Genomic DNA, 21,454 nt, shown 5'->3' with positions numbered 1-21,454 from the left:
AACAAATTGCGCATTGACGATAACGTTTGCGCATCCTCTGTTTATTTCTTCAGCGTCATAAGTGAATTTTAGCGAAAAACGATAAAGTTCAGTTGAAAAGGGCGGGGATTAGGCTAGATAATCGTTTGCCTTAATTTGACCACCCGTTTGTAAGCGCGGAGCTAAACGTTTGCTTTTTTTGTGACGCCCTTTCGTCGCAAACGCAACACAAGGATTTGACGTTTAGCTGGCAGTGGCGTCTCCACCTCGCTTACGGACTTCCTAAAAAACTCTCAGGGGATGTTTTCTATGTCTACGCCATCTGCGCGTACTGGCGGTTCACTTGACGCCATGTTTAAAATTTCGGCCCGCGGCAGCACCGTGCGTCAGGAAATCGTTGCTGGTTTGACAACGTTTCTGGCGATGGTTTATTCCGTCATCGTTGTGCCGGGCATGCTGGGCAAAGCGGGCTTCCCGCCAGCGGCTGTCTTTGTAGCGACCTGCCTTGTGGCCAGCGTGGGCTCTATCGTGATGGGCCTGTGGGCGAACCTGCCGCTGGCGATTGGTTGCGCCATCTCCCTGACCGCGTTTACCGCGTTCAGCCTGGTGCTGGGTCAGCACATCAGCGTACCGGTTGCGCTGGGCGCCGTGTTCCTGATGGGTGTGCTGTTTACCATTATTTCAGCGACCGGCATCCGTAGCTGGATCTTGCGCAACCTGCCGCAGGGCGTGGCGCACGGTACCGGCATCGGCATCGGCCTGTTCCTGCTGCTGATCGCCGCCAACGGCGTCGGTCTGGTCATCAAGAACCCGCTGGACGGCCTGCCGGTGGCGCTCGGCCATTTCGCCAGCTTCCCGGTGATCATGTCGCTGATCGGACTGGCGGTGATTATCGGTCTGGAAAAACTAAAAGTCCCGGGCGGCATTCTGCTGACCATTATCGGCGTGTCGATTGTGGGCCTGATTTTCGATCCGAACGTCCACTTCTCCGGCATTTTCGCCATGCCGTCGCTGAGCGATGACAAAGGCAACTCCCTGATTGGCAGCCTGGATATCGTTGGCGCGCTGAACCCGGTGATCCTCCCAAGCGTGCTGGCGCTGGTGATGACCGCCGTGTTTGACGCGACCGGTACTATTCGTGCGGTGGCTGGTCAGGCGAACCTGCTGGATAAAGACGGTCAGATTATTGACGGCGGCAAAGCGCTGACCACTGACTCCCTGAGCAGCGTCTTCTCTGGCCTGGTGGGTGCGGCGCCTGCGGCGGTGTACATCGAGTCCGCGGCGGGTACGGCGGCAGGCGGTAAAACCGGCCTGACGGCGATCACCGTCGGCGTGCTGTTCATGCTGATCCTGTTCCTCTCTCCGCTCTCGTACCTGGTTCCGGCGTACGCGACCGCGCCAGCGCTGATGTACGTTGGCCTGCTGATGCTGAGCAACGTGGCGAAAATCGACTTTGCGGATTTTGTGGACGCGATGTCTGGCCTGATTACTGCGGTCTTCATCGTACTGACCTGTAACATCGTGACCGGCATTATGATCGGCTTCGCGTCGCTGGTGATTGGTCGTCTGGTCTCCGGTGAATGGCGCAAGCTGAACGTTGGCACCGTTGTTATCGCCGTTGCGCTGGTGGCGTTCTACGCAGGCGGCTGGGCAATCTAAGTTGTCCTTTGATGCGAAAACGGGTGGCTCAGGCCGCCCGTTTTTATTTTCAGGACTCATCCTGTTGCCTTTTGCGTTACTCTGGGGAAGATAGAATAAAAGGCACGACGCCTTCCGGAGTACATAAGCAACACAGCAAACAGGGAACGCATGGAAATCTTCTTCACAATACTCATCATGACCCTTGTGGTCTCGCTATCCGGGGTGGTTACACGCGTACTGCCCTTTCAGGTCCCCCTGCCATTAATGCAAATTGCCATCGGCGCGCTGCTGGCGTGGCCGACGTTTGGCCTGCACGTGGAATTTGACCCCGAACTGTTCCTCGTGCTGTTTATTCCGCCACTGCTTTTTGCCGATGGCTGGAAAACGCCCACGCGCGAATTCCTTGAGCACGGGCGAGAGATCTTCGGCCTGGCGCTTGCGCTGGTGGTGGTCACCGTCGTCGGGATTGGTTTCCTGATCTACTGGACGGTGCCGGGCATTCCGTTAATACCGGCTTTTGCGCTGGCCGCCGTGCTGTCGCCAACCGATGCCGTGGCGCTGTCCGGCATTGTGGGTGAAGGCCGTATTCCGAAGAAAATCATGGGGATTTTACAGGGTGAGGCGCTGATGAACGACGCCTCCGGCCTGGTCGCCCTGAAGTTTGCCGTGGCCGTAGCGATGGGTACGATGGTCTTTACCGTCGGCGGCGCAACGCTGGAATTCTTCAAGGTGGCGATTGGCGGTATTCTCGCAGGCTTCGTGGTGAGCTGGCTGTACGGCCGCTCGCTGCGCTTCCTCAGCCGCTGGGGCGGCGATGAACCCGCTACGCAGATCGTACTGCTGTTCCTGCTGCCGTTTGCCTCTTATCTGATTGCCGAACATATCGGCGTGTCGGGCATTCTGGCAGCGGTTGCGGCAGGGATGACCATTACCCGTTCCGGCGTAATGCGCCGCGCGCCGCTGGCCATGCGCCTGCGTGCAAACAGCACCTGGGCCATGCTGGAGTTTGTCTTTAACGGCATGGTGTTCCTGCTCCTGGGCCTGCAGCTGCCTGGCATTATGGAGTCCTCGCTGGTGGCGGCGGAGGCCGACCCGAACGTTGAGGTCTGGATGCTGTTTACCGACATCGTGCTGATTTACATGGCGCTGATGCTGGTGCGCTTCGGCTGGCTGTGGACGATGAAAAACTTCAGCGTCCGCTTCCTGAAGAAAAAACCGATGGAGTTCGGCTCGTGGACAACGCGTGAACTGCTGATTGCCTCTTTTGCGGGCGTACGCGGGGCGATCACCCTTGCCGGTGTGCTCTCCATTCCGCTGCTGCTGCCGACAGGCGATGTATTCCCGGCGCGCTACGAGCTGGTCTTCCTGGCGGCGGGCGTGATTCTCTTCTCACTGTTTGTCGGCGTGATTATGCTGCCGATCCTGCTGCAGCATATTGATGTCGGCGATTCGACCCAGCAGCACAAGGAAGAGCGCATTGCGCGCGCAGCCACCGCCGAAGTGGCCATTGTCGCCATCCAGAAAATGGAAGAGCGTCTGGCCGCAGATGCGGAGGAGAACATCGACAATCAGCTGCTGACGGAAGTGAGTTCCCGCGTGATTGGTAACCTTCGTCGCCGCGCGGACGGGCGTAACGATGTGGAAAGCTCGCTGCAGGAGGAGAACCTGGAACGCCGGTTCCGCCTGGCGGCGCTGCGCTCAGAGCGCGCCGAACTGTATCACCTGCGCGCCACGCGCCAGATCAGCAACGAGACGCTGCAAAAGCTGCTGCACGATCTGGACCTGCTGGAAGCGCTGTTGATAGAGAATCAGTAGCGCTGTTTTGCCGGGTGGCGGCTTCGCCTTACCCGGCCTACGGTTCGAACGTAGGCCGGTAAGCGCCACCGGGCACTATTCAGACCGCACCCAAAACCCCTCACAACACTGCAGCCACGCCTGCGCGCTCTGCGACAAATAGACCCCTTCACGCCAGATCATCCCTAACTGCCAGTGCAGATCGCTCTCCAGCGGGATCCAGCGCAGCGTGTTTTTATCCAGACGCTCGCAAATCGGCTGCGGCAGAATGGCAATCCCCACGCCTGCCTGCACCATCGCCGCCAGGAAATCCCACTGTCCGCTGCGCACCGCAATGCGCGGCTTGACGTTATGCTGGTTAAACAGCGTCATAAGCTGGCGGCTGAGGGCGAAGTCTTCGTTGTAGATCAGCAGAGGATGCTCGCCGAGCAGTTCAGGCTTCACCGAGTCTAACTTCAGCCAGTCGCCGGAGCGGGGAACCAGCACGCACAGCGGGTGGCTAAAGAGCGGAAGCGTCGCCAGGCCGCTCTCTTCCTCAACGGGGAGGGCAGTCATGGCCACGTCGAGCTCGCCGTTAGTGACGGCCTGCTGGACGGTTAACCCACCAAACTCCGAGATTTTCAGCTCTACGCCGGGATAGCGCTGGCGAAACAGGCTAATCGGCCCGGCCATCATCATTCCCACCATCGGTGGAATGCCGAGGCGAAGCACTCCTTTGGTCAGATGATTAATATCGTCCAGCTCTGCTTTCAGCTGGCGGAACTCCGCCAGAATAGCCAGCCCGCGCTCGAACACCACGCGTCCGGTATCGGTCAGCAGCAGCTTGCGCCCGTCGCGGATCAATAGGGTACAGTTCAGTTCATCTTCGAGGTTTTTCAGCATCTTGCTGATGGTGGGCTGGGTAACAAACAACTTCTCCGCTGCGCGGGTAAAACTTTGCTGGCGAACCACTTCGACAAAATAGCGCAGCGTTCTTATGTCCATGATTATTCCTCGAAACTATACCTGTGATGATTTTAATTCATTTCAGTCCACACCGTGCGCTCACTATACTGGCGCTTCGTCTCATTTTTGAGGAAAACCCCCATGGCCGTGGCGTTAAGCCGTGTTACGCCTGCCGTTGTACAACGACTCCAGGTCCCGGTTCAGGTACTGCTCTACGCGGGACTGTTTGTTTTCGCCGAATATCTTGTCGGCTGGCTCCATCTGCCGCTGCCTGCCAACCTGGTGGGAATGCTGCTGATGTTGACGCTCATCCTCTGTCGCGTAATCCCCCTCAACTGGGTGCGCGCCGGGGCGCGCTGGCTGCTGGCGGAGATGCTGCTGTTCTTTGTCCCTGCCGTGGTGGCGGTGGTGAACTATGCGCAGCTGCTGATGGTGGACGGCTGGCGCATCTTCGCGGTCATCGCGCTGAGTACGCTGATGGTGCTGGGAGCGACCGCCTGGGTCGTGGATAAAGTCTACCGGTTTGAAATCAGCAGGCACAAACATGACTAACTTTCAGATCAGCGTCCTGTGCCTGATTGCGACGCTCGGGATCTACTTTGCCAACAAGCGGCTGTATCGCCGTTTTCATGCCCTGCCGCTGATGCCGCTGGTCTTCACGCCGATCCTGCTGGTGCTGATGCTGGTCTTCGGCCATATCTCCTGGCAAAACTATATTGGTGAATCCCACTGGCTGCTGTGGCTGCTCGGCCCGGCGACCATCGCCTTTGCCGTGCCCGTTTACGACAATCTGGCGATTATCAAACGCCACTGGATGTCGCTCAGCGCAGGCGTGATTACCGCCACGGTGGTCGCGGTCTGTAGCTCCGTCTGGCTGGCGCGGCTGTTTACGCTGCCCGACGAAATTCAGCGCAGCCTGGCCGTACGCTCGGTGACCACGCCGTTCGCGCTGGCGGCGGCTAAACCCCTCGGCGGACAGCCGGACCTGGTGGCGTTGTTTGTGGTGGTGACGGGCGTCTTTGGGATGGCGGTGGGCGATATGCTCTTTCTGCGGCTTTCTATTCGGGAAGGGATGGCCAAAGGCGCGGGGTTTGGCGCGGCGTCGCACGGCGCGGGCACGGCACGTTCCTATGAGCTGGGCCAGCAGGAGGGCGTTGTCGCGAGCCTGGTCATGATGCTGTCGGGCGTGGTGATGGTGCTGGTTGCGCCGCTGGTGGCGTGGGTGATGTTTTAAGCTCCCCGGCCAGAATGACCGGGGAGAAAGGCTTAGTGCGCGCGGCCCTGCTCAACGCCGAGACCGGTTTGTGAACGGATAAACTGGGCGCGGAATTTCTCACGCTCCAGGTTACCCTCCGGCGAATTGTCGGTTGCCGAGAAGACCCAGATACCGATAAACGCCACGGCAATAGAGAACAGCGCCGGGTATTCATACGGGAAGATGGCGCTTGCGTGACCGAGGATCTGCACCCAAATGGTTGGGCCCAGAATCATCAGGATCACCGCCGTCAGCAGCCCCAGCCAGCCGCCAATCATCGCCCCACGGGTGGTCAGTTTCGACCAGTACATGGAGAGCAGGATGATCGGGAAGTTACAGCTGGCCGCAATCGAGAAGGCCAGCCCCACCATAAAGGCGATGTTCTGCTTCTCGAACAGAATGCCTAACAGAATCGCCACGACGCCCAGCACCAGCACGGTGATTTTAGAAACCTTCAGCTCATCGCGCTCGCTTGCGCCTTTGCGGAAGACGTTGGCGTAGAGGTCATGCGAAACCGCCGACGCCCCGGCCAGCGTTAAACCCGCAACCACCGCAAGAATGGTGGCGAAGGCCACGGCGGAGATAAAGCCAAGGAACAGGTTACCGCCCACCGCGTCCGCCAGATGCACTGCCGCCATGTTGTTACCGCCAATCAGCGCGCCCGCCGCGTCTTTAAACGCCGGGTTCGCCCCCACCAGCATGATCGCGCCAAAGCCGATGATAAAGGTCAGGATATAGAAGTAGCCCATGAAGCCGGTAGCGTAGAAGACGCTCTTGCGCGCTTCACGCGCATCGCTCACGGTGAAGAAGCGCATAAGGATATGCGGCAGACCCGCCGTGCCAAACATCAGGCCCAGACCGAGCGACAGGGCCGATATCGGGTCTTTCACCAGCCCGCCCGGGCTCATGATGGCTTCCCCTTTCGGGTGGACCGCCATGGCTTCGGTGAACAGGTTATTGAAGCTGAAGCCAACGTGCTTCATCACCATAAAGGCCATAAAGCTGGCGCCGAACAGCAGCAGAACGGCTTTGATGATCTGCACCCAGGTGGTGGCGAGCATGCCGCCGAACAGAACGTACATCACCATCAGCACGCCCACCAGCACCACCGCGATGTGGTAGTTCAGGCCGAACAGCAGCTCGATCAATTTACCCGCACCCACCATCTGCGCAATCAGGTACAGCGCCACCACCACCAGCGAGCCGCAGGCGGAGAGGGTGCGAATCGGCCCCTGTTTCAGGCGATACGAGGCCACGTCGGCGAAGGTATAGCGGCCCAGATTGCGCAGGCGCTCGGCAATCAGGAACAGAATGATCGGCCAGCCGACGAGGAAGCCGAGAGAGTAGATCAGGCCATCATAGCCGGAGGTGTACACCAGCGCGGAGATCCCGAGGAACGAGGCGGCGGACATAAAGTCACCCGCAATCGCCAGCCCGTTCTGGAAGCCGGTAATGTTGCCGCCTGCGGTGTAGTAATCGTTACGGGAGCGCACGCGTTTCGACGCCCAGTAAGTGATATACAGCGTCAGCACCACGAAAATCAGGAACATCACAATCGCCTGCCAGTTGGTTGGCTGGCGCTGTACCTCGCCGGTAATCGCATCTGCCGCGTGGGCGGCAAAGGGAAGCGTGGCGGCGAGCGCCGTCAGAATTCTCTTCATGATGCTTTTACCTCTTGCAGTACCGCTTTATTAAGGCGATCGAATTCACCGTTCGCGCGCCAGACGTAAACGCCGGTCAGCACAAATGAAATCACGATTACGCCAATGCCAATCGGAATACCGCGCGTCACGCTGGTGCCCTCGTGCAGCGGGGTGCCCAGCCAGTGCGGCGCAAAGGCGATCAGCAGAATAAAGCCGACATAGATAATCAGCATGATGATGGAAAGGGTGAAGGCAAACCGTTGCCGCTTATCGACGAGCTCCCTGTAGTGCGCACTATTCTCTATCTGCTGACAAATATGGTCATTCATCACAGAGTCTCCAAAGGTAAGGTTTGTTTTTATCCCCTCTCCCCTATGGGGAGAGGGTGAGGGGAGAGGGAGAAAACACTAGGAAGGCATTGCGATGGCCTGCTTCTCTTCGAGCAGTTTTTCCACCACGCCAGGATCCGCGAGCGTTGAGGTATCACCGAGGTTGCTGGTGTCCCCTGCCGCGATTTTGCGCAAGATACGGCGCATGATTTTGCCGGAGCGGGTTTTCGGCAGCGAGTCGGTCCAGTGCAGCACGTCCGGCGTCGCCAGCGGGCCAATCTCTTTACGCACCCAGTTGCGCACCTCAGCATAGAGTTCTGGCGACGGCTCTTCCCCGTGGTTCAGGGTGACGTAAGCGTAAATTGCCTGGCCCTTGATGTTGTGCGGAATGCCGACAACGGCGGCTTCGGCAATCTTCGGATGCGACACCAGCGCCGATTCAATCTCAGCGGTGCCCAGACGGTGGCCGGAGACGTTCAGCACGTCGTCCACGCGTCCGGTGATCCAGTAATAGCCATCTTCATCACGACGCGCGCCGTCGCCGCTGAAGTACATGTTTTTAAAGGTCGAGAAGTAGGTCTGCTCGAAGCGATCGTGATCGCCGAACAGGGTACGCGCCTGACCCGGCCACGAGTCCGTGATCACCAGGTTGCCTTCGGTGGCCCCTTCCAGCGGGTTGCCTTCGTTATCCACCAGCGCAGGCTGTACGCCGAAGAACGGACGCGTTGCCGAGCCCGCTTTCAGCTGCGTGGCGCCCGGCATCGGGGTGATCATAAAGCCGCCGGTTTCGGTCTGCCACCAGGTGTCCATGACCGGGCATTTCTCGTTGCCGATTTTCTTCCAGTACCACTCCCAGGCTTCCGGGTTAATGGGCTCACCCACGGAACCGAGGATGCGCAATGAAGAGCGGTCAGTGCCTTCGATGGCTTTATCACCTTCCGCCATTAATGCGCGGATCGCCGTTGGTGCGGTGTAGAGAATATTGACCTGGTGCTTGTCTACCACCTGACACATCCGCGCCGGAGTCGGCCAGTTCGGTACGCCCTCAAACATCAGCGTTGTTGCGCCACAGGCCAGCGGGCCGTACAGCAGGTAGCTGTGTCCGGTAACCCAGCCCACGTCGGCGGTACACCAGTAGATGTCGCCCGGATGGTAGTCAAAGACGTATTTGAAGGTGGTGGCCGCGTAGACCAGATAGCCGCCGGTGGTGTGCAGCACGCCTTTCGGTTTGCCGGTTGAGCCAGAGGTGTAAAGAATGAAGAGCGGATCTTCTGCGTTCATCTCTTCAGGCTGATGCTGGTCGCTCGCTTTTTCAATCAGGTCGCTCCACCACAGGTCACGCCCCTCGTTCCAGTCGATTTTGCCGCCGGTACGCTTAAGGACGATGACGTTGCTGACCGTTTTGACGTTCGGGTTTTTCAGGGCTTCGTCGACGTTTTTCTTCAGGGGGATTCCGCGTCCGGCGCGCACGCCTTCATCGGCGGTGATCACCAGTTTTGAACTGGAATCGACAATACGGCCCGCAACCGCTTCTGGTGAGAAACCGCCAAAGATAACGGAGTGGATCGCACCAATACGCGCGCAGGCCAGCATAGCTACAGCCGCTTCCGGCACCATCGGCATATAGATAGCGACCACATCGCCTTTTTTAATGCCTTTTTCCAGCAGGACGTTGGCGAAGCGGCACACGTCGCGGTGCAGTTCTTTATAGGTAATGTGTTTGCTCTGGGAGGCATCATCGCCTTCCCAGATAATCGCCGTCTCGTTTCCGCGTTCGGCAAGGTGACGATCAAGGCAGTTTGCCGCCAGGTTCAGAGTGCCATCTTCATACCATTTAATGGAGACATTGCCGGGCGCAAAGGAGGTGTTCTTCACCTTCTGGTAAGGTTTAATCCAGTCAAGGATATGACCCTGCTCACCCCAGAAGGTGTCCGGGGCGGTGATAGATTGCTGATATTTCTCGTGGTACTGCTCCGGGTTGATCAGGCAACGGTCCGCAATATTTGCGGGAATGTCATGTTTGTGTATTTGGCTCATGGCTTTTTTTCTCCTTGTAAGATGTTAATAATATGTCGCAAAAACGTTAATTGTAGGGGCTTTACAAGCTTTGTTTATTATTTGGGCTACAGATCACGCATTGTTTGAAGAGTATGAAAATTGAGCGAATGAATCTTTGAAGGAAAATAATTTATGCTGACGATTATTCACATTTATGTTTAAAAAAGCGTTTTTATAACAAAAGGTTATTTATCAGAATTAGAACAAACTGCCGTCATCGTCGCTTTTGTGAGTGAAACGCGTCGTTCTTTAAGGCTTGCGCAACAGGTCGCGCAAATGATACTCATACGCCGCGTTAAAAAATCCCATAAACCAACGCAACACAATTCATACCCTTTCAGTATGTCTCCATATTCATGCAGTTTGAGTGAATAAGGCGCTTCATTGAGGAAGTCAGTTTCTATGAAAAACGTTAAAGTCAGCCTTGCCTGGCAGATCTTAATCGCCCTTGTGCTGGGCATCTTGCTGGGCAGTTACCTTCACTATCACAGCGACAGCCGCGAATGGCTGATTGCGAACCTGCTCTCACCGGCAGGGGATATCTTCATTCATCTGATCAAGATGATTGTGGTTCCGATTGTGATCTCGACGCTGGTGGTCGGTATTGCGGGCGTCGGCGATGCGAAGCAGTTAGGTCGTATTGGTGCAAAAACCATTATCTATTTCGAAGTGATCACTACGGTTGCGATCATTCTTGGTATCACTTTGGCGAACGTGTTCCAGCCGGGTTCCGGGATCGATATGTCGCAGCTGGCAACGGTGGATATTTCGAAATACCAAAGTACGACCGCTGACGTGCAGAGCCATGCGCATGGCCTGATGGGCACAATCCTGTCGCTGGTGCCGACCAACATCGTGGCGTCGATGGCGAAGGGCGAAATGCTGCCGATCATCTTCTTCTCGGTACTGTTTGGTCTGGGGCTCTCTTCTCTGCCCGCGACGCACCGTGAACCGCTGGTGACCGTGTTCCGCTCTATCTCCGAGACCATGTTTAAAGTGACCCACATGGTGATGCGTTACGCGCCGGTAGGGGTGTTTGCGCTTATCGCCGTCACCGTGGCGAACTTCGGTTTTGCCTCCCTGTGGCCGCTGGCGAAGCTGGTGATCCTGGTGCACTTCGCCATCCTGTTCTTCGCACTGGTGGTGCTGGGCATCGTGGCGCGTCTGTGCGGGCTGAGCATCTGGATCCTGATTCGTATCCTGAAAGATGAGCTGATTCTGGCCTACTCCACGGCAAGCTCTGAGAGCGTGCTGCCGCGTATTATTGAGAAGATGGAAGCCTACGGCGCGCCTGCCTCTATTACCAGCTTCGTGGTGCCGACCGGTTACTCCTTTAACCTGGATGGTTCGACGCTATACCAGAGTATCGCCGCTATCTTTATTGCCCAGCTGTACGGCATTGACCTGTCGCTGTGGCAGGAGATCGTCCTGGTACTGACGCTGATGGTGACGTCTAAAGGTATCGCAGGCGTACCGGGCGTTTCGTTCGTGGTGCTGCTGGCGACGCTGGGCAGCGTAGGCATTCCGCTGGAAGGTCTGGCCTTTATCGCCGGTGTGGACCGTATCCTCGACATGGCGCGTACGGCGCTGAACGTGGTGGGTAATGCGCTGGCGGTGCTGGTTATCGCCAAGTGGGAACACAAATTCGATCGTAAAAAGGCGCTGGCGTATGAACGCGAGGTGCTGGGTCGTTTTGATAAGACTGCTGACCAGTAATGTAACGTTGTCTCCCTCTCCCCTTTGGGGAGAGGGTTAGGGTGAGGGGATTTTATTCCCCGCTCAACGCATCAAACTCTTCGCACCCCGTATCAAACCCTTCCGTACAGCTCAGGTTCAACCAGTACAGTGCTTTCTGTTTATTGGGCGTGATAAAGCCTTTCTCACCCTGCCTGAACAGCATCCCAGCCCAATACTCGGCATAGCCGGTACGCGAAAGGGCTGAACTCCGCTTGAACCACGAGGCAGCCTGCACGTCATCCTGCGCTACCTCGACGCCGTTGGCATAAATCAGCCCCAGGAGCAGTTGGGCATCGACCGCAGAGTCGCTGTCGATATCTTCGGTCGCCGTTTGCAGCAGCCTGATGGCCTGGGGATAGTCAGTTTTCCCCGCCTGAGTATTCACCAGAATGCGCGCCAGCATGATCGCACCGCGTTTGCTGCCAGCAATGTTTGCCTGTTGGGCCAGGGCTTTGGCCTGTGCGTAATCACCTTGCGTAAAGAGGATTTGCGAGAGCAACCCCATGGCGTCGACATCGCCGCCTTTCGCGGCTTTCTCGGCCCACTGCGCGGCCTGCTTGCTGTCGCCGGAGCTGAAGTACGTATCGGCAAGATAATACTGGGCACGCGCATCACCGGCTTCGGCCTGTTGTCGATACTGGCTGCCTATCTCATCCGCGCGGGCGAAGGACGTAAAAAACAATAACAACAGAAAAATGGCTTTCATGGATTCTTATCATCTGGGTACACGCCGCGCAGTATAATCGCGGGCGCAAAAGAAAAAAATGGGTGCATTAAGACCTCAGCATCCTACAAGCCGGGCGGAACCGTTGTTCCGCCTGTAGAGATTAGCCTGCGTTGCAGGCTAATTTTGCCGCCACCTCCTGATGCTTACTCTTTATTGAGAACTCGCAGAGCTTACCGCGAGTAATAAAGGTAAAAATCACTATCGTCAGGCAAACAATAAAGACGATGCCTAACGCAGTTTTTAATGGCGTCATGCCTTTTACTCCTTGTCAAAAAAAGAATAAGAGGCTACTCTCAACCTGTTGGTTGTTGAGGGGTAGCCTCGGGTGAATGAAAATTTCCCGGGGCTTTCCACTTTCTGTCCCTCAACAATGCTCAAGACAGAAAGTCTTAAGCACCCGCCGAACATCTTATCCCTCTGAATTAAAATGCAAAGATGTAATTCTATTCTGCGTAAATTACATTATTTCTGCGAGCCGCTTTCCAGAATAATAATTTATATTTCTTATGAATTAATTGAAAATAAAAAGGGAGTGAATATATCACTCCCTTTATTCAGCGATGAATTAACGGCTTCAACCCATTGCGCTTTCGCGCAGTCGGGCTTTCAGCTTGTTATATTCATCGATCACGTACTGTTCCGCCGCGTGCTGATCCGCAATCGGCTCAACGTTAACGGCGCAGTATTTATACTCCGGCGTTTTGGTTATCGGGCTTAAGTTCTCTGTTACCAGCTCGTTGCAGGCACCAATCCACCACTGGTAGGTCATATAGACCGCCCCTTTGTTTGGACGATCGCTGACCTGCGCACGGGTGATGATCCGCCCTTTGCGCGAGTTCACCCACACCAGCGCTTCATCCTCAATACCGAGCCGTTCCGCATCGGCGGTGTTGATCTGCGCGTAGCCCGGTTCATCCGCCAGCGCCGCCAGCGCGGCGCAGTTTCCGGTCATCGAGCGGCAGGAGTAGTGGCCCACTTCACGTACGGTGGAGAGCACCATCGGATACTCGTCGGTGAGTTTATCGATCGGCGCGACCCAGTCGCAGGTGAAGAACTGCGCCAGCCCGTTCGGGGTGTCGAATTTCTCCTTAAAGAGATAGGACGTGCCTTGATCGGCCTCTGACTCATCCCTGCACGGCCACTGGATGTACCCCAGCTCACCCATTTTTTCATAGGTGGCGCCGTAGAAGTCCGGACACAGGCTGCGCAACTCGTCCCAGATCTCCTGGGTGTTGTTGTAGTGCATCGGGTAGCCCATGCGGGTGGCGATTTCGCTGATGATCTGCCAGTCCGTTTTCAGATCCCACTTCGGCTCGACCGCCTTAAAGAAGCGCTGGAAGCCGCGGTCCGCCGCCGTATAGACGCCTTCATGCTCGCCCCAGGAGGTCGACGGTAAAATCACATCCGCCGCCGCCGCAGTTTTGGTCATGAAGATATCCTGGACAATCACCAGCTCCAGATCCTCAAACCCTTTACGCACTGCAGAAAGCTCGGCGTCGGTCTGAAGCGGATCTTCACCCATGATGTAGGCCGCACGCACTTCGCCATGTGCCGCGCGGTGCGGCAGCTCGCTGATGCGATATCCGGTGTGTTCCGGCAGGCTTTCCACGCCCCAGGCCTTCGCGAACTTGGCGCGGTTTTCCGGAAACTTCACGTACTGGTAGCCCGGATAAGTATCCGGCAGCGCGCCCATATCGCAGGCGCCCTGCACGTTATTCTGACCACGCACCGGGTTCACGCCAACGTGGGCTTTACCCAGATTACCGGTCAGCATCGCGAGGCTGGTGAGCGAGCGCACGGTTTCCACGCCCTGGTAGAACTGGGTTACGCCCATACCCCAGAGAATGGCGGCGGTTTTTGCCCCGGCATACATTCTGGCCGCCTGACGAATCTCCTGCGCGCTGACGCCGGTTATCGCTTCGACGGATTCAGGCGTATAGCCCTCGACTATTTTCTTATACTCTTCAAAGCCTTCTGTACGGGTCGCGACAAACGCCTGGTCGTACAGGTTCTCCTCAATAATGACGTGCCCCATTGCGTTCAACAGCGCGATGTTTGAGCCGTTTTTCAATGCAATGTGCATATCCGCAATGCGCGCGGTTTCAATTTTGCGCGGATCGCAGACGATGATTTTCGCCCCATTCTGTTTAGCGCGAATAACGTGGTTCGCGACGATAGGGTGAGAATCCGCCGGGTTATAACCAAAGATGAAGACGAGATCGGTATTATCTATCTCGTTGATGGCATTACTCATTGCGCCGTTACCGACCGACTGGTGCAGACCTGCAACCGATGGGCCGTGTCAGACGCGAGCGCAGCAGTCGACGTTATTAGTACCAATAACGGCGCGCGCGAATTTTTGCATCACATAGTTGGTTTCATTTCCCGTCCCGCGGGAAGAGCCGGTAGTCTGGATGGCATCCGGGCCATACTTGGCCTTGATGGCGCTCAGGCGCGTGGCGACGTAATCCAGCGCCTCGTTCCAGGAGACGGCTTCCAGCTTGCCGCCGCGCTCGCGGCGGATCATAGGGGTTTTCAGGCGCGGGGTGAGGATTTGGGTATCGTTAATAAAATCCCAGCCGTAGTAACCTTTCAGGCACAGCGTGCCCTGGTTGGTTTTCCCCTGTGCGGCCTCCGCCCGGACGATTTTGCCGTTATCGACCACCAGGTGGATCTTGCAACCTGAGGCACAATAAGGGCAAACCGTGACGACTTTTTTCATCAGTCTGCTCCAGTTAATCGAATCATTCGCACCCACTATGCAGCTTCTATGCCATATTTTTCGTATGGGTATACCCTGACTTTACGGTCCCTTCGTGGTGAAAACCCTGACAAAAAACAGTCAATCGTCAAAATTGACGTGTCGACAGGGCGGCGGATGTGACATGGGTTGAATTTCCGTCACTGAAAAAACCTTTTGACTGGAGCCGACGGCAGAATAGTTCAGACTTAACATAATCTCCTGACGGAAGCATACGATGAAACCGGCGATTCTGGTGGTTGATGACGATACGGCAGTCTGCGAACTGCTTCAGGACGTGCTGAGCGAGCACGTCTTTAGCGTGCTTGTCTGCCATAACGGCCAGGATGCACTGCGGCAGGTGCAACAGGAGCCGAATATCGCGCTGGTGCTGCTGGATATGATGCTGCCTGATATTAATGGACTGCAGGTTCTGCTGCAGCTGCAAAAGCAGCGTCCGGCGCTACCGGTTGTGATGTTAACCGGGCTGGGGAGTGAGTCAGACGTGGTGGTGGGGCTGGAGATGGGGGCCGACGATTATATTGCCAAACCGTTCAACCCGCGCGTGGTGGTCGCCCGCGTAAAAGCGGTACTGCGCCGTACGGGCGTGCTGGCTGCGGAACCCTCCGCAGCGCCTGTCGCGGGCATTGCGTTTAACGGATGGACGCTTGATACCACCCGCTGCGAGCTGAGCGATCCGCAGCGTAATCCCGTGCCCTTAACCCAGGGCGAGTACGGCCTGCTGCTGGCGCTCACGCAAAATTCCCGTCGTGTGCTAAGCCGTGACAGGCTGCTTGAGCTGACCCACAGCGAAAGCGCCGACGTGTTCGACCGCACGATTGACGTGCTGATCATGCGCCTGCGCCGGAAAATAGAGGCTAACCCGCATCAGCCTGCGCTCATCAAAACGATCCGCGGGCTGGGTTACGTGTTTGCCACCGACGTGAGTCGGCCCGAGCAGGCGGCATAAGGCTTACGTTATTGCCGGAACAATGATGGCGGCAAAAATTGCGATGATGCACAGATACTTGAGGGCGTAATAGGCCTTACGGTTTCTTTTTTTCAGACGCTGCCCCCGCTCGCGGCCCGCATGAACGTATTTAAAAATGCGGTTTATGCCGCCGGTGCTGTCATTCTCGTCATTCGGTGAGCTGGCTGCAGACATCAGCGTGGTCCCCACCCAATGGTTAACCGCCTGCGCCCAGCGCCATTTCATCGGACGCTCAATATCGCAGAAGAGAATAATGCGCGTTTGATCCGATTTATTCTCTGCCCAGTGGACGTAGGTCTCATCAAAAATAACGGCTTCACCATCCCGCCAGCTGTGGCGCTGCCCGTCGACTTCAATAAAGCAGCGGTCGTCATTCGGTGTGAATAAGCCCAGATGGTAACGAACCGAGCCCGCGTACGGGTCCCGGTGCTTGCCAAGCTTTGCACCCGCCGGAAGCTCGGCAAACATGGCCGCCTTCACCGAGGGGATTTCACTCACCAGCCGGGTCGTCACCGGGCATAAAGACTGCGCGGAGGGATGGGCATCGGCATACCATTTCAGGTAAAACCGTTTCCAGCCGCGTTTAAAAAAGGTGTTAAAGCCGGCGTCGTTATTATTTTCCGCCGCCTTAATATGGTGCTGCAAACGCAGCGCCTCTTCGCGAATAATCAGCCAGTTTTCCGTCAGCTTATTTAATTCAGGAAAACGTTCTGTTTCAAAGAAAGGCTGCCTGGCGGGCAGGGAAGAAAAAGCCGTCATAAACATATTGATGGGCGCCATGAACGTCGAATGGTCGAAGAGCTGACGGGAAAGCGTCTGTTTTTCTTTGCCGCGTGAATGCGCATAAATAACGCTGATAACGAAAATACCGATGATGATGGCTGCGAACATTTTTCCCTTGTCCTCTTTCTATCTCATTTCGGAAAAGCGTGCGGACAGAGTGCTGCCCACGCCGAATATGCCAGATGGAGAGAGTGTAGTTCGGAGATGTAAAATTCATAGATCTGTAATGAAAAATCGCAATTATTGTTAAATTAAACACTCTCGCGAATAAACGCCTGCAGCTCGGCCAGCGTTTTTGCGCCATCAATCGCATTGGCGGCCAGCAGGCTTGCTCGCGCGCAGGCGTGTGCCAGATAAATACTCTCTGTTAGCGGCAGCGATTCATGGCAGCCGTATAAAAAGCCTGCGCAAAAGGCATCGCCCGCGCCGACGCTGCCGATAATCTCTTCCTGCTCCAGCATCCATGACGGGATCCAGCGACCCTCTTCACCATGTGCTTCTCCCCATGCTCCTTCCGGACAGTGGATCACCACCCGCTGGCGTACCCCGGCCGCCAGCAGCTGCGCCGCGGCGTCGGCGATATGGGCAACGTGCGGGGCGTCGTTTTCGTCACGCATTGTCAGGCCGCTAAACTCACCGGCCTCCAGCTCGTTAATTACCAGATAGTCGAGATGTCGCAGGGCAGGGAGCACCAGCGGCTGATAGCGCGGGTCGCCCTTGCGGGAAACCAGATCGAGCGACGTTTCATACCCCTGGTCACGCATCTGCGCCAGCAGCCGCGCGCTGCGGGTGCCAAATTCGTCATCGGGCATATCCAGGCTGTCGAGCAGCAGGAGATAGCCGAGATGGAAGATCTTCATCGATCCGTCTAAGCGATCGAAGGCGGGTAGATCCAGCAGGCGGTTGGCCCCCGGCGAGTGGAAAAAGGTGCGCTGTCCGCTGGGATCGGTCATCACCTGCGACATGGAGGTTGGCGCAAATGTGGTGCGCTGAACGCGCTGGCGGTTGACGTGGTACTGGTCGAGCATTGCCAGAATGTAGTCCCCGTCGCCATCTTCGCCAATCAGCCCCACCGCCTGCAGCGGCAGGCCAACGTGCATTTTCGCCAGCGTCAGCAGGACGTTGAGCGGCGCGCCGCCGGTTGAGCGTTCGCTGTGGGTGATTTCCGCCAGCCAGCCGCGCTCCGGCCACTGCACGATCTGGTGGACGTGATCCACCAGCATATTGCCTGCGGCGATGATGCCTTTGCGTTCCATTATGCCTGCCCCGCGCTGCCGAAGATGCGCATCTGTTCGGCGACCGTATCCGTAATCGCCTCTTCTATCCCCAGCAGCAGCTCGGCAAACTCGTCGTACAGCGGCTGGCGGTTAGCCATGCGCTGCTCCACGGCGGCGAGCGCGGCCTGCGACATCCCGGTATAGAAATTGATTTTATGAATGCCCAGCTCAATGGCGCGGCGGAAGTCAGCATCGCTAATCCCGGAGCCGCCGTGTAAAACCAGCGGCAGCCCCGTCTGCTGGCGAATGGCGTCCAGGCGCGGGAAATCGAGCTTCGGCTCGCCTTTATACTTGCCGTGCGCGTTGCCGATGGCGACGGCCAGCGCGTCGATGCCGGTTGAATCAACAAATTCGCGCGCCAGCTGCGGATCGGTGAAGAAGGCTTCATCCGCATGTCCGTAAAGCGCGCCGCCTTCATCGCCACCGACCGCGCCCAGCTCCGCCTCCACCGACACGCCGACCGCGTGGCACATTTTCACCACTTCCCGCGTCTGGCGGATGTTTTCCTCGTAGCTCAGCGTAGAACCGTCGAACATCACCGAGCTGAACCCTAAGCGCAGGGCGCGCACGACGGCGTCAAAATGCAGGCCGTGGTCGAGGTTGAGCACCACGGGAATATCGTGACGGGCGGCTTCGAACTTAACCGCTTCGACAAGAGAATCCAGCGACACGTACTTAAAATGCACTTCGGCGATGTTGATGATAAACGGCGAGCGTTCCTGCTTTGCGGCGGCGAACAGCGCGCGCAGGAAGTGGGAGTCGAGCACGTTAAACGCGCCCAGCGCGTAGCGGTGCTGTCTGGCGTGCGCAAGACCGTCGGCAAGAGAAATTAATGGCATTATTTACCCCTTATATCCGAAACAGGTTGTACTCGTTGCACAGCACCAGCAGCGCCGGTTCGTCTTCTTCTATGTTGTTATAGCGGGCAACGGGCTGCAAAAAGTGGTTGTCGTGTTCATCGTCATTGACCGAGGACACTTCCCCGACCAGCACGTCACCGAAGCCGCGTTCGCCCCAGAAACTGTGGTAAAGACCGGGCGTCAGGCAGATGCTTTCCCCGGGCAGCAGGCGCAGCTGGCTGCCGGGAGCGTGGGTCTGACGGCAGCCGTCGACGGTGACCGTCACGTCGGTGTTTTCCGTCTCTTCATGCGCCCCGGCATTCCATAACTCAATAATCAGATTACCGCCGCCCCGGTTGATGATGTCTTCGCGCTTGCGCCAGTGAAAATGCATCGGCGTGACCTGGCCGTCTCGAACGTGCATGATTTTTTCGGCATAGCATTTTTCATAAGGTACGCCGTTGGGCGAGCCGTTGCGCAGGGTAAACAGCGTCAGGCCCTCTGCGGCAAAGCTGTTGCCGCCGAACGCCGTCACGTCCCAGCCGAGCTTGAGATCGAACACTTCCTGCCACGCGGCCTGGTCAAGCTGCTGCCATTTTGTTGGCGGAAAGCTGGCAAAAGGCGGGAGATGCACGTCGTGCATGGAAAAGAACTGTCGCGTGTGGCCGAGAATTTCATTGATGTCGGAGCGTTTCATGGGGACTCCTTGAAAACAGTTCCCTCTCCCTGTGGGAGAGGGAAAAGGATCATTTAACCGTCCACCCCTTATACGTGCCGACGTTCTTTTTATCGATCATCGTCACCGGGATCAGCACAGGCTCTTTCGGCGCAGGTTTGCCCTGAAGAATGTCATAGCCGATCTCCACCGCTTTTGCCGCCATAACCTGCGGATCTTGCGCCGGGGTCGCGACAAACAGGGAGTTTTCGCGCTTCAGCGCTTCCTCACCGTCCGGGCTGCCATCCACGCCGACAATAAAGAACTCATTGCGCTGCGCCTGCTTCGCGGCCAGATCGGCGCCGATCGCGGTCGGATCGTTAATCGCAAACACGCCGTCGATCTTCGGATTGGCCGCCAGCAGGGAGGTCATGACTTCCAGACCGCCTTCACGACTGCCCTTAGCGTTCTGGTTATCCGAGAGCACCTTGATATCCGGATGTTTTTTGAACTCCGTCTGGCACCCTTCCACGCGGTTTTGCACCGCAGAGACCGGCGGCCCGTTGATGATCACCACGTTGCCTTTCCCTTTCAGGCGGTCGGTAATGTACTTACAGGCCATCTCACCCGCCTGGGTGTTATCGGAGGTGATGGTGGCATCCGCCCCTTCAGCCGCTACGTCAACCGCCACGACCACGATCCCGGCGTCCTTCGCGCGCTTCACCGCCGGGCCGATCCCTTTGGAATCCGCGGCGTTGAGGATGATCATGTCCACCTTCGCGGCGATGAAGTTGTCGATCTGCGCCACCTGCTGGCCCAGATCGTAACCGCTGGAGACCAGCGTCACCTTGACGTTATCCCCCGCCAGCCTGCGCGCTTCCAGCTCGGCACCTTTGGTGATCTGCACGAAGAACGGGTTGGCCAGGTCACCCACCGTCACGCCAATGGACTTCAGATCTTTCGCCTGCGCAAACGGCGTTGCGGCAAGCAGCGCGCCAGCACAGAGCGCGGTTACTAAGGGTTTCAAACGCATCTTGTCTTCCTCACTCGTAGGGTATTGTTGTTATGCACTTTGATGGTGTCGGGTACGGTATTTGTCGATCAGCACCGCAATGATGATCACCGCCCCTTTGATCACCAGCTGCCAGAAATAGGAGACGCCCATCAGCGTCATGCCGTTGTTGAGGGTGGCGATGATCAATGCACCGACCAGCGTGCCGGTGATCGTGCCGATCCCGCCGACGAAGCTGGTGCCGCCGAGGATCACCGCCGCAATTGCATCCAGCTCGTAACCCGTGCCGAGGTTACCGTTAGCGCTGTAGAGGCGTGAGGCGCTCATGACGCCGCCGAGGCCGGAGAGCAGGCCGCTCATGCCGTAGACAAACAGCAGCACCAGCCAGACCTTAATCCCCGTTAAGCGTGCCGCCTGCATGTTGCCGCCCACGGCGTAGATGTGAACGCCGAGCGTGGTGCGGCGCAGGATGAACCAGCACACCACAATGACCGCCAGGGCGATCGCCACCAGCCAGGGGATCGGGCCGAGATAGTTATTGCCGATCCACTCGAAGTTGATATTCGAGTTAATGACCGTCGTGCCGTCGGCCAGCAGATAGGCCGCGCCGCGCAGCGCCGTATAGGTGCCGAGCGTGACGATGAAGGGGGGCAGCCCGGCAAAGGCCACCAGCGCGCCGTTAAACAGGCCCAGCACCATGCCGAGCATCAGCGCGGCGGGAATGGAGAGCATGGCGAACTCAGGAATCAGTGACACCACCATCGCCGCCACCGCCGTGGTGCCGAGAATCGAACCCACGGAGAGGTCAATCCCGCCGGTCAGGATAATGAAGGTCATTCCCGCCGCCAGCACGATATTGATCGACGCCTGACGGGTGATGTTGAGCAGGTTGCTCTCGGTAAAGAAGTTGGGGGCGATAAAGCCAAATACCGCCACAATCAGGATAAGAATCGGCAGGATACCGACCGTTTGCATCAGATCGCTCATCAGCATTTTTTTTGCGGAGGCGGATTTCGCCACCTGCTGCGGACTGGTTGAATGTGTCATGG

19 protein-coding genes are annotated in these 21,454 nt (G+C 57.2%); 6 read left to right on the top strand and 13 right to left on the bottom strand.

Annotated elements, in window-relative coordinates:
- Positions 1–288: 288 nt before the first annotated feature.
- Positions 289–1,638 (top strand): guanine/hypoxanthine transporter GhxP, encoded by a 1,350-nt coding sequence (gene ghxP / locus USH94_RS19385; RefSeq protein ID WP_111964198.1) that lies wholly within the window; start codon positions 289–291, stop codon positions 1,636–1,638.
- Between the two features lie 150 nt (positions 1,639–1,788).
- On the top strand, positions 1,789–3,435 hold the full coding sequence (locus tag USH94_RS19380; RefSeq protein WP_111964197.1) for a Na+/H+ antiporter: 1,647 nt from the start codon (positions 1,789–1,791) through the stop codon (positions 3,433–3,435).
- A 75-nt stretch (positions 3,436–3,510) separates the two neighbouring features.
- Here USH94_RS19380 and USH94_RS19375 read toward each other — a convergent pair whose 3' ends face one another.
- The gene (locus USH94_RS19375; RefSeq protein WP_111964196.1) at positions 3,511–4,398 is read right to left on the bottom strand and encodes a LysR family transcriptional regulator; all 888 of its coding nucleotides are present in this window, start codon (positions 4,396–4,398) and stop codon (positions 3,511–3,513) included.
- A gap of 102 nt (positions 4,399–4,500) precedes the next feature.
- On the opposite strand from USH94_RS19375, the gene USH94_RS19370 reads away from it, so the two are divergent.
- Positions 4,501–4,911, top strand: a complete 411-nt coding sequence (locus USH94_RS19370; protein ID WP_021242769.1) for a CidA/LrgA family protein — start codon at positions 4,501–4,503, stop codon at positions 4,909–4,911.
- A complete protein-coding gene (locus USH94_RS19365; protein WP_024906731.1) occupies positions 4,904–5,593 on the top strand; it encodes an LrgB family protein in 690 nt (229 codons plus the stop codon). Before USH94_RS19370 ends, USH94_RS19365 begins: the two co-directional genes overlap by 8 nt.
- 32 nt (positions 5,594–5,625) lie before the next feature.
- Here the strand turns inward: USH94_RS19365 and actP are convergent, their stop codons facing one another.
- From actP to acs, 3 genes are all read right to left on the bottom strand, one after another.
- Complete coding sequence (gene actP / locus USH94_RS19360; protein ID WP_021242771.1) at positions 5,626–7,275, bottom strand: cation/acetate symporter ActP; 1,650 nt, start codon at positions 7,273–7,275, stop codon at positions 5,626–5,628.
- Entirely contained in the window at positions 7,272–7,586 is a 315-nt protein-coding gene (locus USH94_RS19355; RefSeq protein ID WP_008503396.1) for a DUF485 domain-containing protein, read from the bottom strand. The genes actP and USH94_RS19355 overlap by 4 nt, the downstream gene beginning before the upstream one ends.
- Before the next feature lie 78 nt (positions 7,587–7,664).
- Complete coding sequence (gene acs / locus USH94_RS19350; RefSeq protein WP_111964195.1) at positions 7,665–9,623, bottom strand: acetate--CoA ligase; 1,959 nt, start codon at positions 9,621–9,623, stop codon at positions 7,665–7,667.
- A gap of 423 nt (positions 9,624–10,046) precedes the next feature.
- On the opposite strand from acs, the gene gltP reads away from it, so the two are divergent.
- Positions 10,047–11,360, top strand: a complete 1,314-nt coding sequence (gene gltP, locus USH94_RS19345) for a glutamate/aspartate:proton symporter GltP (RefSeq protein WP_024906735.1) — start codon at positions 10,047–10,049, stop codon at positions 11,358–11,360.
- A gap of 52 nt (positions 11,361–11,412) precedes the next feature.
- Here the strand turns inward: gltP and USH94_RS19340 are convergent, their stop codons facing one another.
- From USH94_RS19340 to fdhF, 3 genes are all read right to left on the bottom strand, one after another.
- Positions 11,413–12,087, bottom strand: coding sequence for a tetratricopeptide repeat protein (locus USH94_RS19340; RefSeq protein WP_111964194.1), 675 nt, complete (start codon positions 12,085–12,087; stop codon positions 11,413–11,415).
- Between the two features lie 121 nt (positions 12,088–12,208).
- Positions 12,209–12,361: a Hok/Gef family protein gene (locus USH94_RS19335; protein ID WP_111964193.1), complete on the bottom strand. Its 153-nt coding sequence runs from the start codon at positions 12,359–12,361 to the stop codon at positions 12,209–12,211.
- Between the two features lie 321 nt (positions 12,362–12,682).
- Positions 12,683–14,830, bottom strand: coding sequence for a formate dehydrogenase subunit alpha (gene fdhF / locus USH94_RS19330; RefSeq protein ID WP_084831941.1), 2,148 nt, complete (start codon positions 14,828–14,830; stop codon positions 12,683–12,685).
- A gap of 256 nt (positions 14,831–15,086) precedes the next feature.
- Here fdhF and USH94_RS19325 point away from each other — a divergent pair, with 256 nt between their 5' ends.
- A complete protein-coding gene (locus USH94_RS19325; protein WP_111964192.1) occupies positions 15,087–15,818 on the top strand; it encodes a response regulator in 732 nt (243 codons plus the stop codon).
- A 3-nt stretch (positions 15,819–15,821) separates the two neighbouring features.
- Here USH94_RS19325 and lpxO read toward each other — a convergent pair whose 3' ends face one another.
- The 6 genes from lpxO to USH94_RS19295 all read right to left on the bottom strand — a co-directional run bounded on the left by lpxO (position 15,822) and on the right by USH94_RS19295 (position 21,452).
- Complete coding sequence (gene lpxO, locus USH94_RS19320; RefSeq protein ID WP_111964191.1) at positions 15,822–16,730, bottom strand: lipid A hydroxylase LpxO; 909 nt, start codon at positions 16,728–16,730, stop codon at positions 15,822–15,824.
- A 143-nt stretch (positions 16,731–16,873) separates the two neighbouring features.
- Complete coding sequence (locus USH94_RS19315) at positions 16,874–17,878, bottom strand: carbohydrate kinase family protein (protein WP_111964190.1); 1,005 nt, start codon at positions 17,876–17,878, stop codon at positions 16,874–16,876.
- A complete protein-coding gene (locus USH94_RS19310) occupies positions 17,878–18,738 on the bottom strand; it encodes a ketose 1,6-bisphosphate aldolase (protein ID WP_111964189.1) in 861 nt (286 codons plus the stop codon). Before USH94_RS19310 ends, USH94_RS19315 begins: the two co-directional genes overlap by 1 nt.
- Positions 18,739–18,748: 10 nt before the next feature.
- Positions 18,749–19,435 (bottom strand): D-lyxose/D-mannose family sugar isomerase, encoded by a 687-nt coding sequence (locus tag USH94_RS19305; RefSeq protein ID WP_111964188.1) that lies wholly within the window; start codon positions 19,433–19,435, stop codon positions 18,749–18,751.
- Between the two features lie 49 nt (positions 19,436–19,484).
- Positions 19,485–20,426: an ABC transporter substrate-binding protein gene (locus tag USH94_RS19300; protein WP_111964187.1), complete on the bottom strand. Its 942-nt coding sequence runs from the start codon at positions 20,424–20,426 to the stop codon at positions 19,485–19,487.
- A 30-nt stretch (positions 20,427–20,456) separates the two neighbouring features.
- Entirely contained in the window at positions 20,457–21,452 is a 996-nt protein-coding gene (locus tag USH94_RS19295) for an ABC transporter permease subunit (protein ID WP_111964186.1), read from the bottom strand.
- Positions 21,453–21,454: the final 2 nt, after the last annotated feature.

Source organism: Enterobacter sp. 148H3 (genome assembly GCF_034107425.1).
Classification (GTDB): domain Bacteria; phylum Pseudomonadota; class Gammaproteobacteria; order Enterobacterales; family Enterobacteriaceae; genus Enterobacter; species Enterobacter vonholyi.
Note: the sequence above shows the minus strand (reverse complement) of the source record. Positions and strands in the feature narration are given on the sequence as shown.

Bases quoted from the DNA above. Each gene is read 5' to 3' on its own strand.
- lpxO (WP_111964191.1), bottom strand. From the start codon at position 16,730: ATGTTCGCAGCCATCATCATCGGTATTTTCGTTATCAGCGTTATTTAT.
- USH94_RS19300 (WP_111964187.1), bottom strand. From the start codon at position 20,426: ATGCGTTTGAAACCCTTAGTAACCGCGCTCTGTGCTGGCGCGCTGCTT.
- USH94_RS19380 (WP_111964197.1), top strand. From the start codon at position 1,789: ATGGAAATCTTCTTCACAATACTCATCATGACCCTTGTGGTCTCGCTA.
- USH94_RS19315 (WP_111964190.1), bottom strand. From the start codon at position 17,878: ATGGAACGCAAAGGCATCATCGCCGCAGGCAATATGCTGGTGGATCAC.
- actP (WP_021242771.1), bottom strand. From the start codon at position 7,275: ATGAAGAGAATTCTGACGGCGCTCGCCGCCACGCTTCCCTTTGCCGCC.
- USH94_RS19325 (WP_111964192.1), top strand. From the start codon at position 15,087: ATGAAACCGGCGATTCTGGTGGTTGATGACGATACGGCAGTCTGCGAA.
- USH94_RS19310 (WP_111964189.1), bottom strand. From the start codon at position 18,738: ATGCCATTAATTTCTCTTGCCGACGGTCTTGCGCACGCCAGACAGCAC.
- USH94_RS19370 (WP_021242769.1), top strand. From the start codon at position 4,501: ATGGCCGTGGCGTTAAGCCGTGTTACGCCTGCCGTTGTACAACGACTC.
- USH94_RS19305 (WP_111964188.1), bottom strand. From the start codon at position 19,435: ATGAAACGCTCCGACATCAATGAAATTCTCGGCCACACGCGACAGTTC.
- gltP (WP_024906735.1), top strand. From the start codon at position 10,047: ATGAAAAACGTTAAAGTCAGCCTTGCCTGGCAGATCTTAATCGCCCTT.
- USH94_RS19295 (WP_111964186.1), bottom strand. From the start codon at position 21,452: ATGACACATTCAACCAGTCCGCAGCAGGTGGCGAAATCCGCCTCCGCA.
- USH94_RS19340 (WP_111964194.1), bottom strand. From the start codon at position 12,087: ATGAAAGCCATTTTTCTGTTGTTATTGTTTTTTACGTCCTTCGCCCGC.
- USH94_RS19355 (WP_008503396.1), bottom strand. From the start codon at position 7,586: ATGAATGACCATATTTGTCAGCAGATAGAGAATAGTGCGCACTACAGG.
- USH94_RS19335 (WP_111964193.1), bottom strand. From the start codon at position 12,361: ATGACGCCATTAAAAACTGCGTTAGGCATCGTCTTTATTGTTTGCCTG.
- acs (WP_111964195.1), bottom strand. From the start codon at position 9,623: ATGAGCCAAATACACAAACATGACATTCCCGCAAATATTGCGGACCGT.
- USH94_RS19375 (WP_111964196.1), bottom strand. From the start codon at position 4,398: ATGGACATAAGAACGCTGCGCTATTTTGTCGAAGTGGTTCGCCAGCAA.
- ghxP (WP_111964198.1), top strand. From the start codon at position 289: ATGTCTACGCCATCTGCGCGTACTGGCGGTTCACTTGACGCCATGTTT.
- USH94_RS19365 (WP_024906731.1), top strand. From the start codon at position 4,904: ATGACTAACTTTCAGATCAGCGTCCTGTGCCTGATTGCGACGCTCGGG.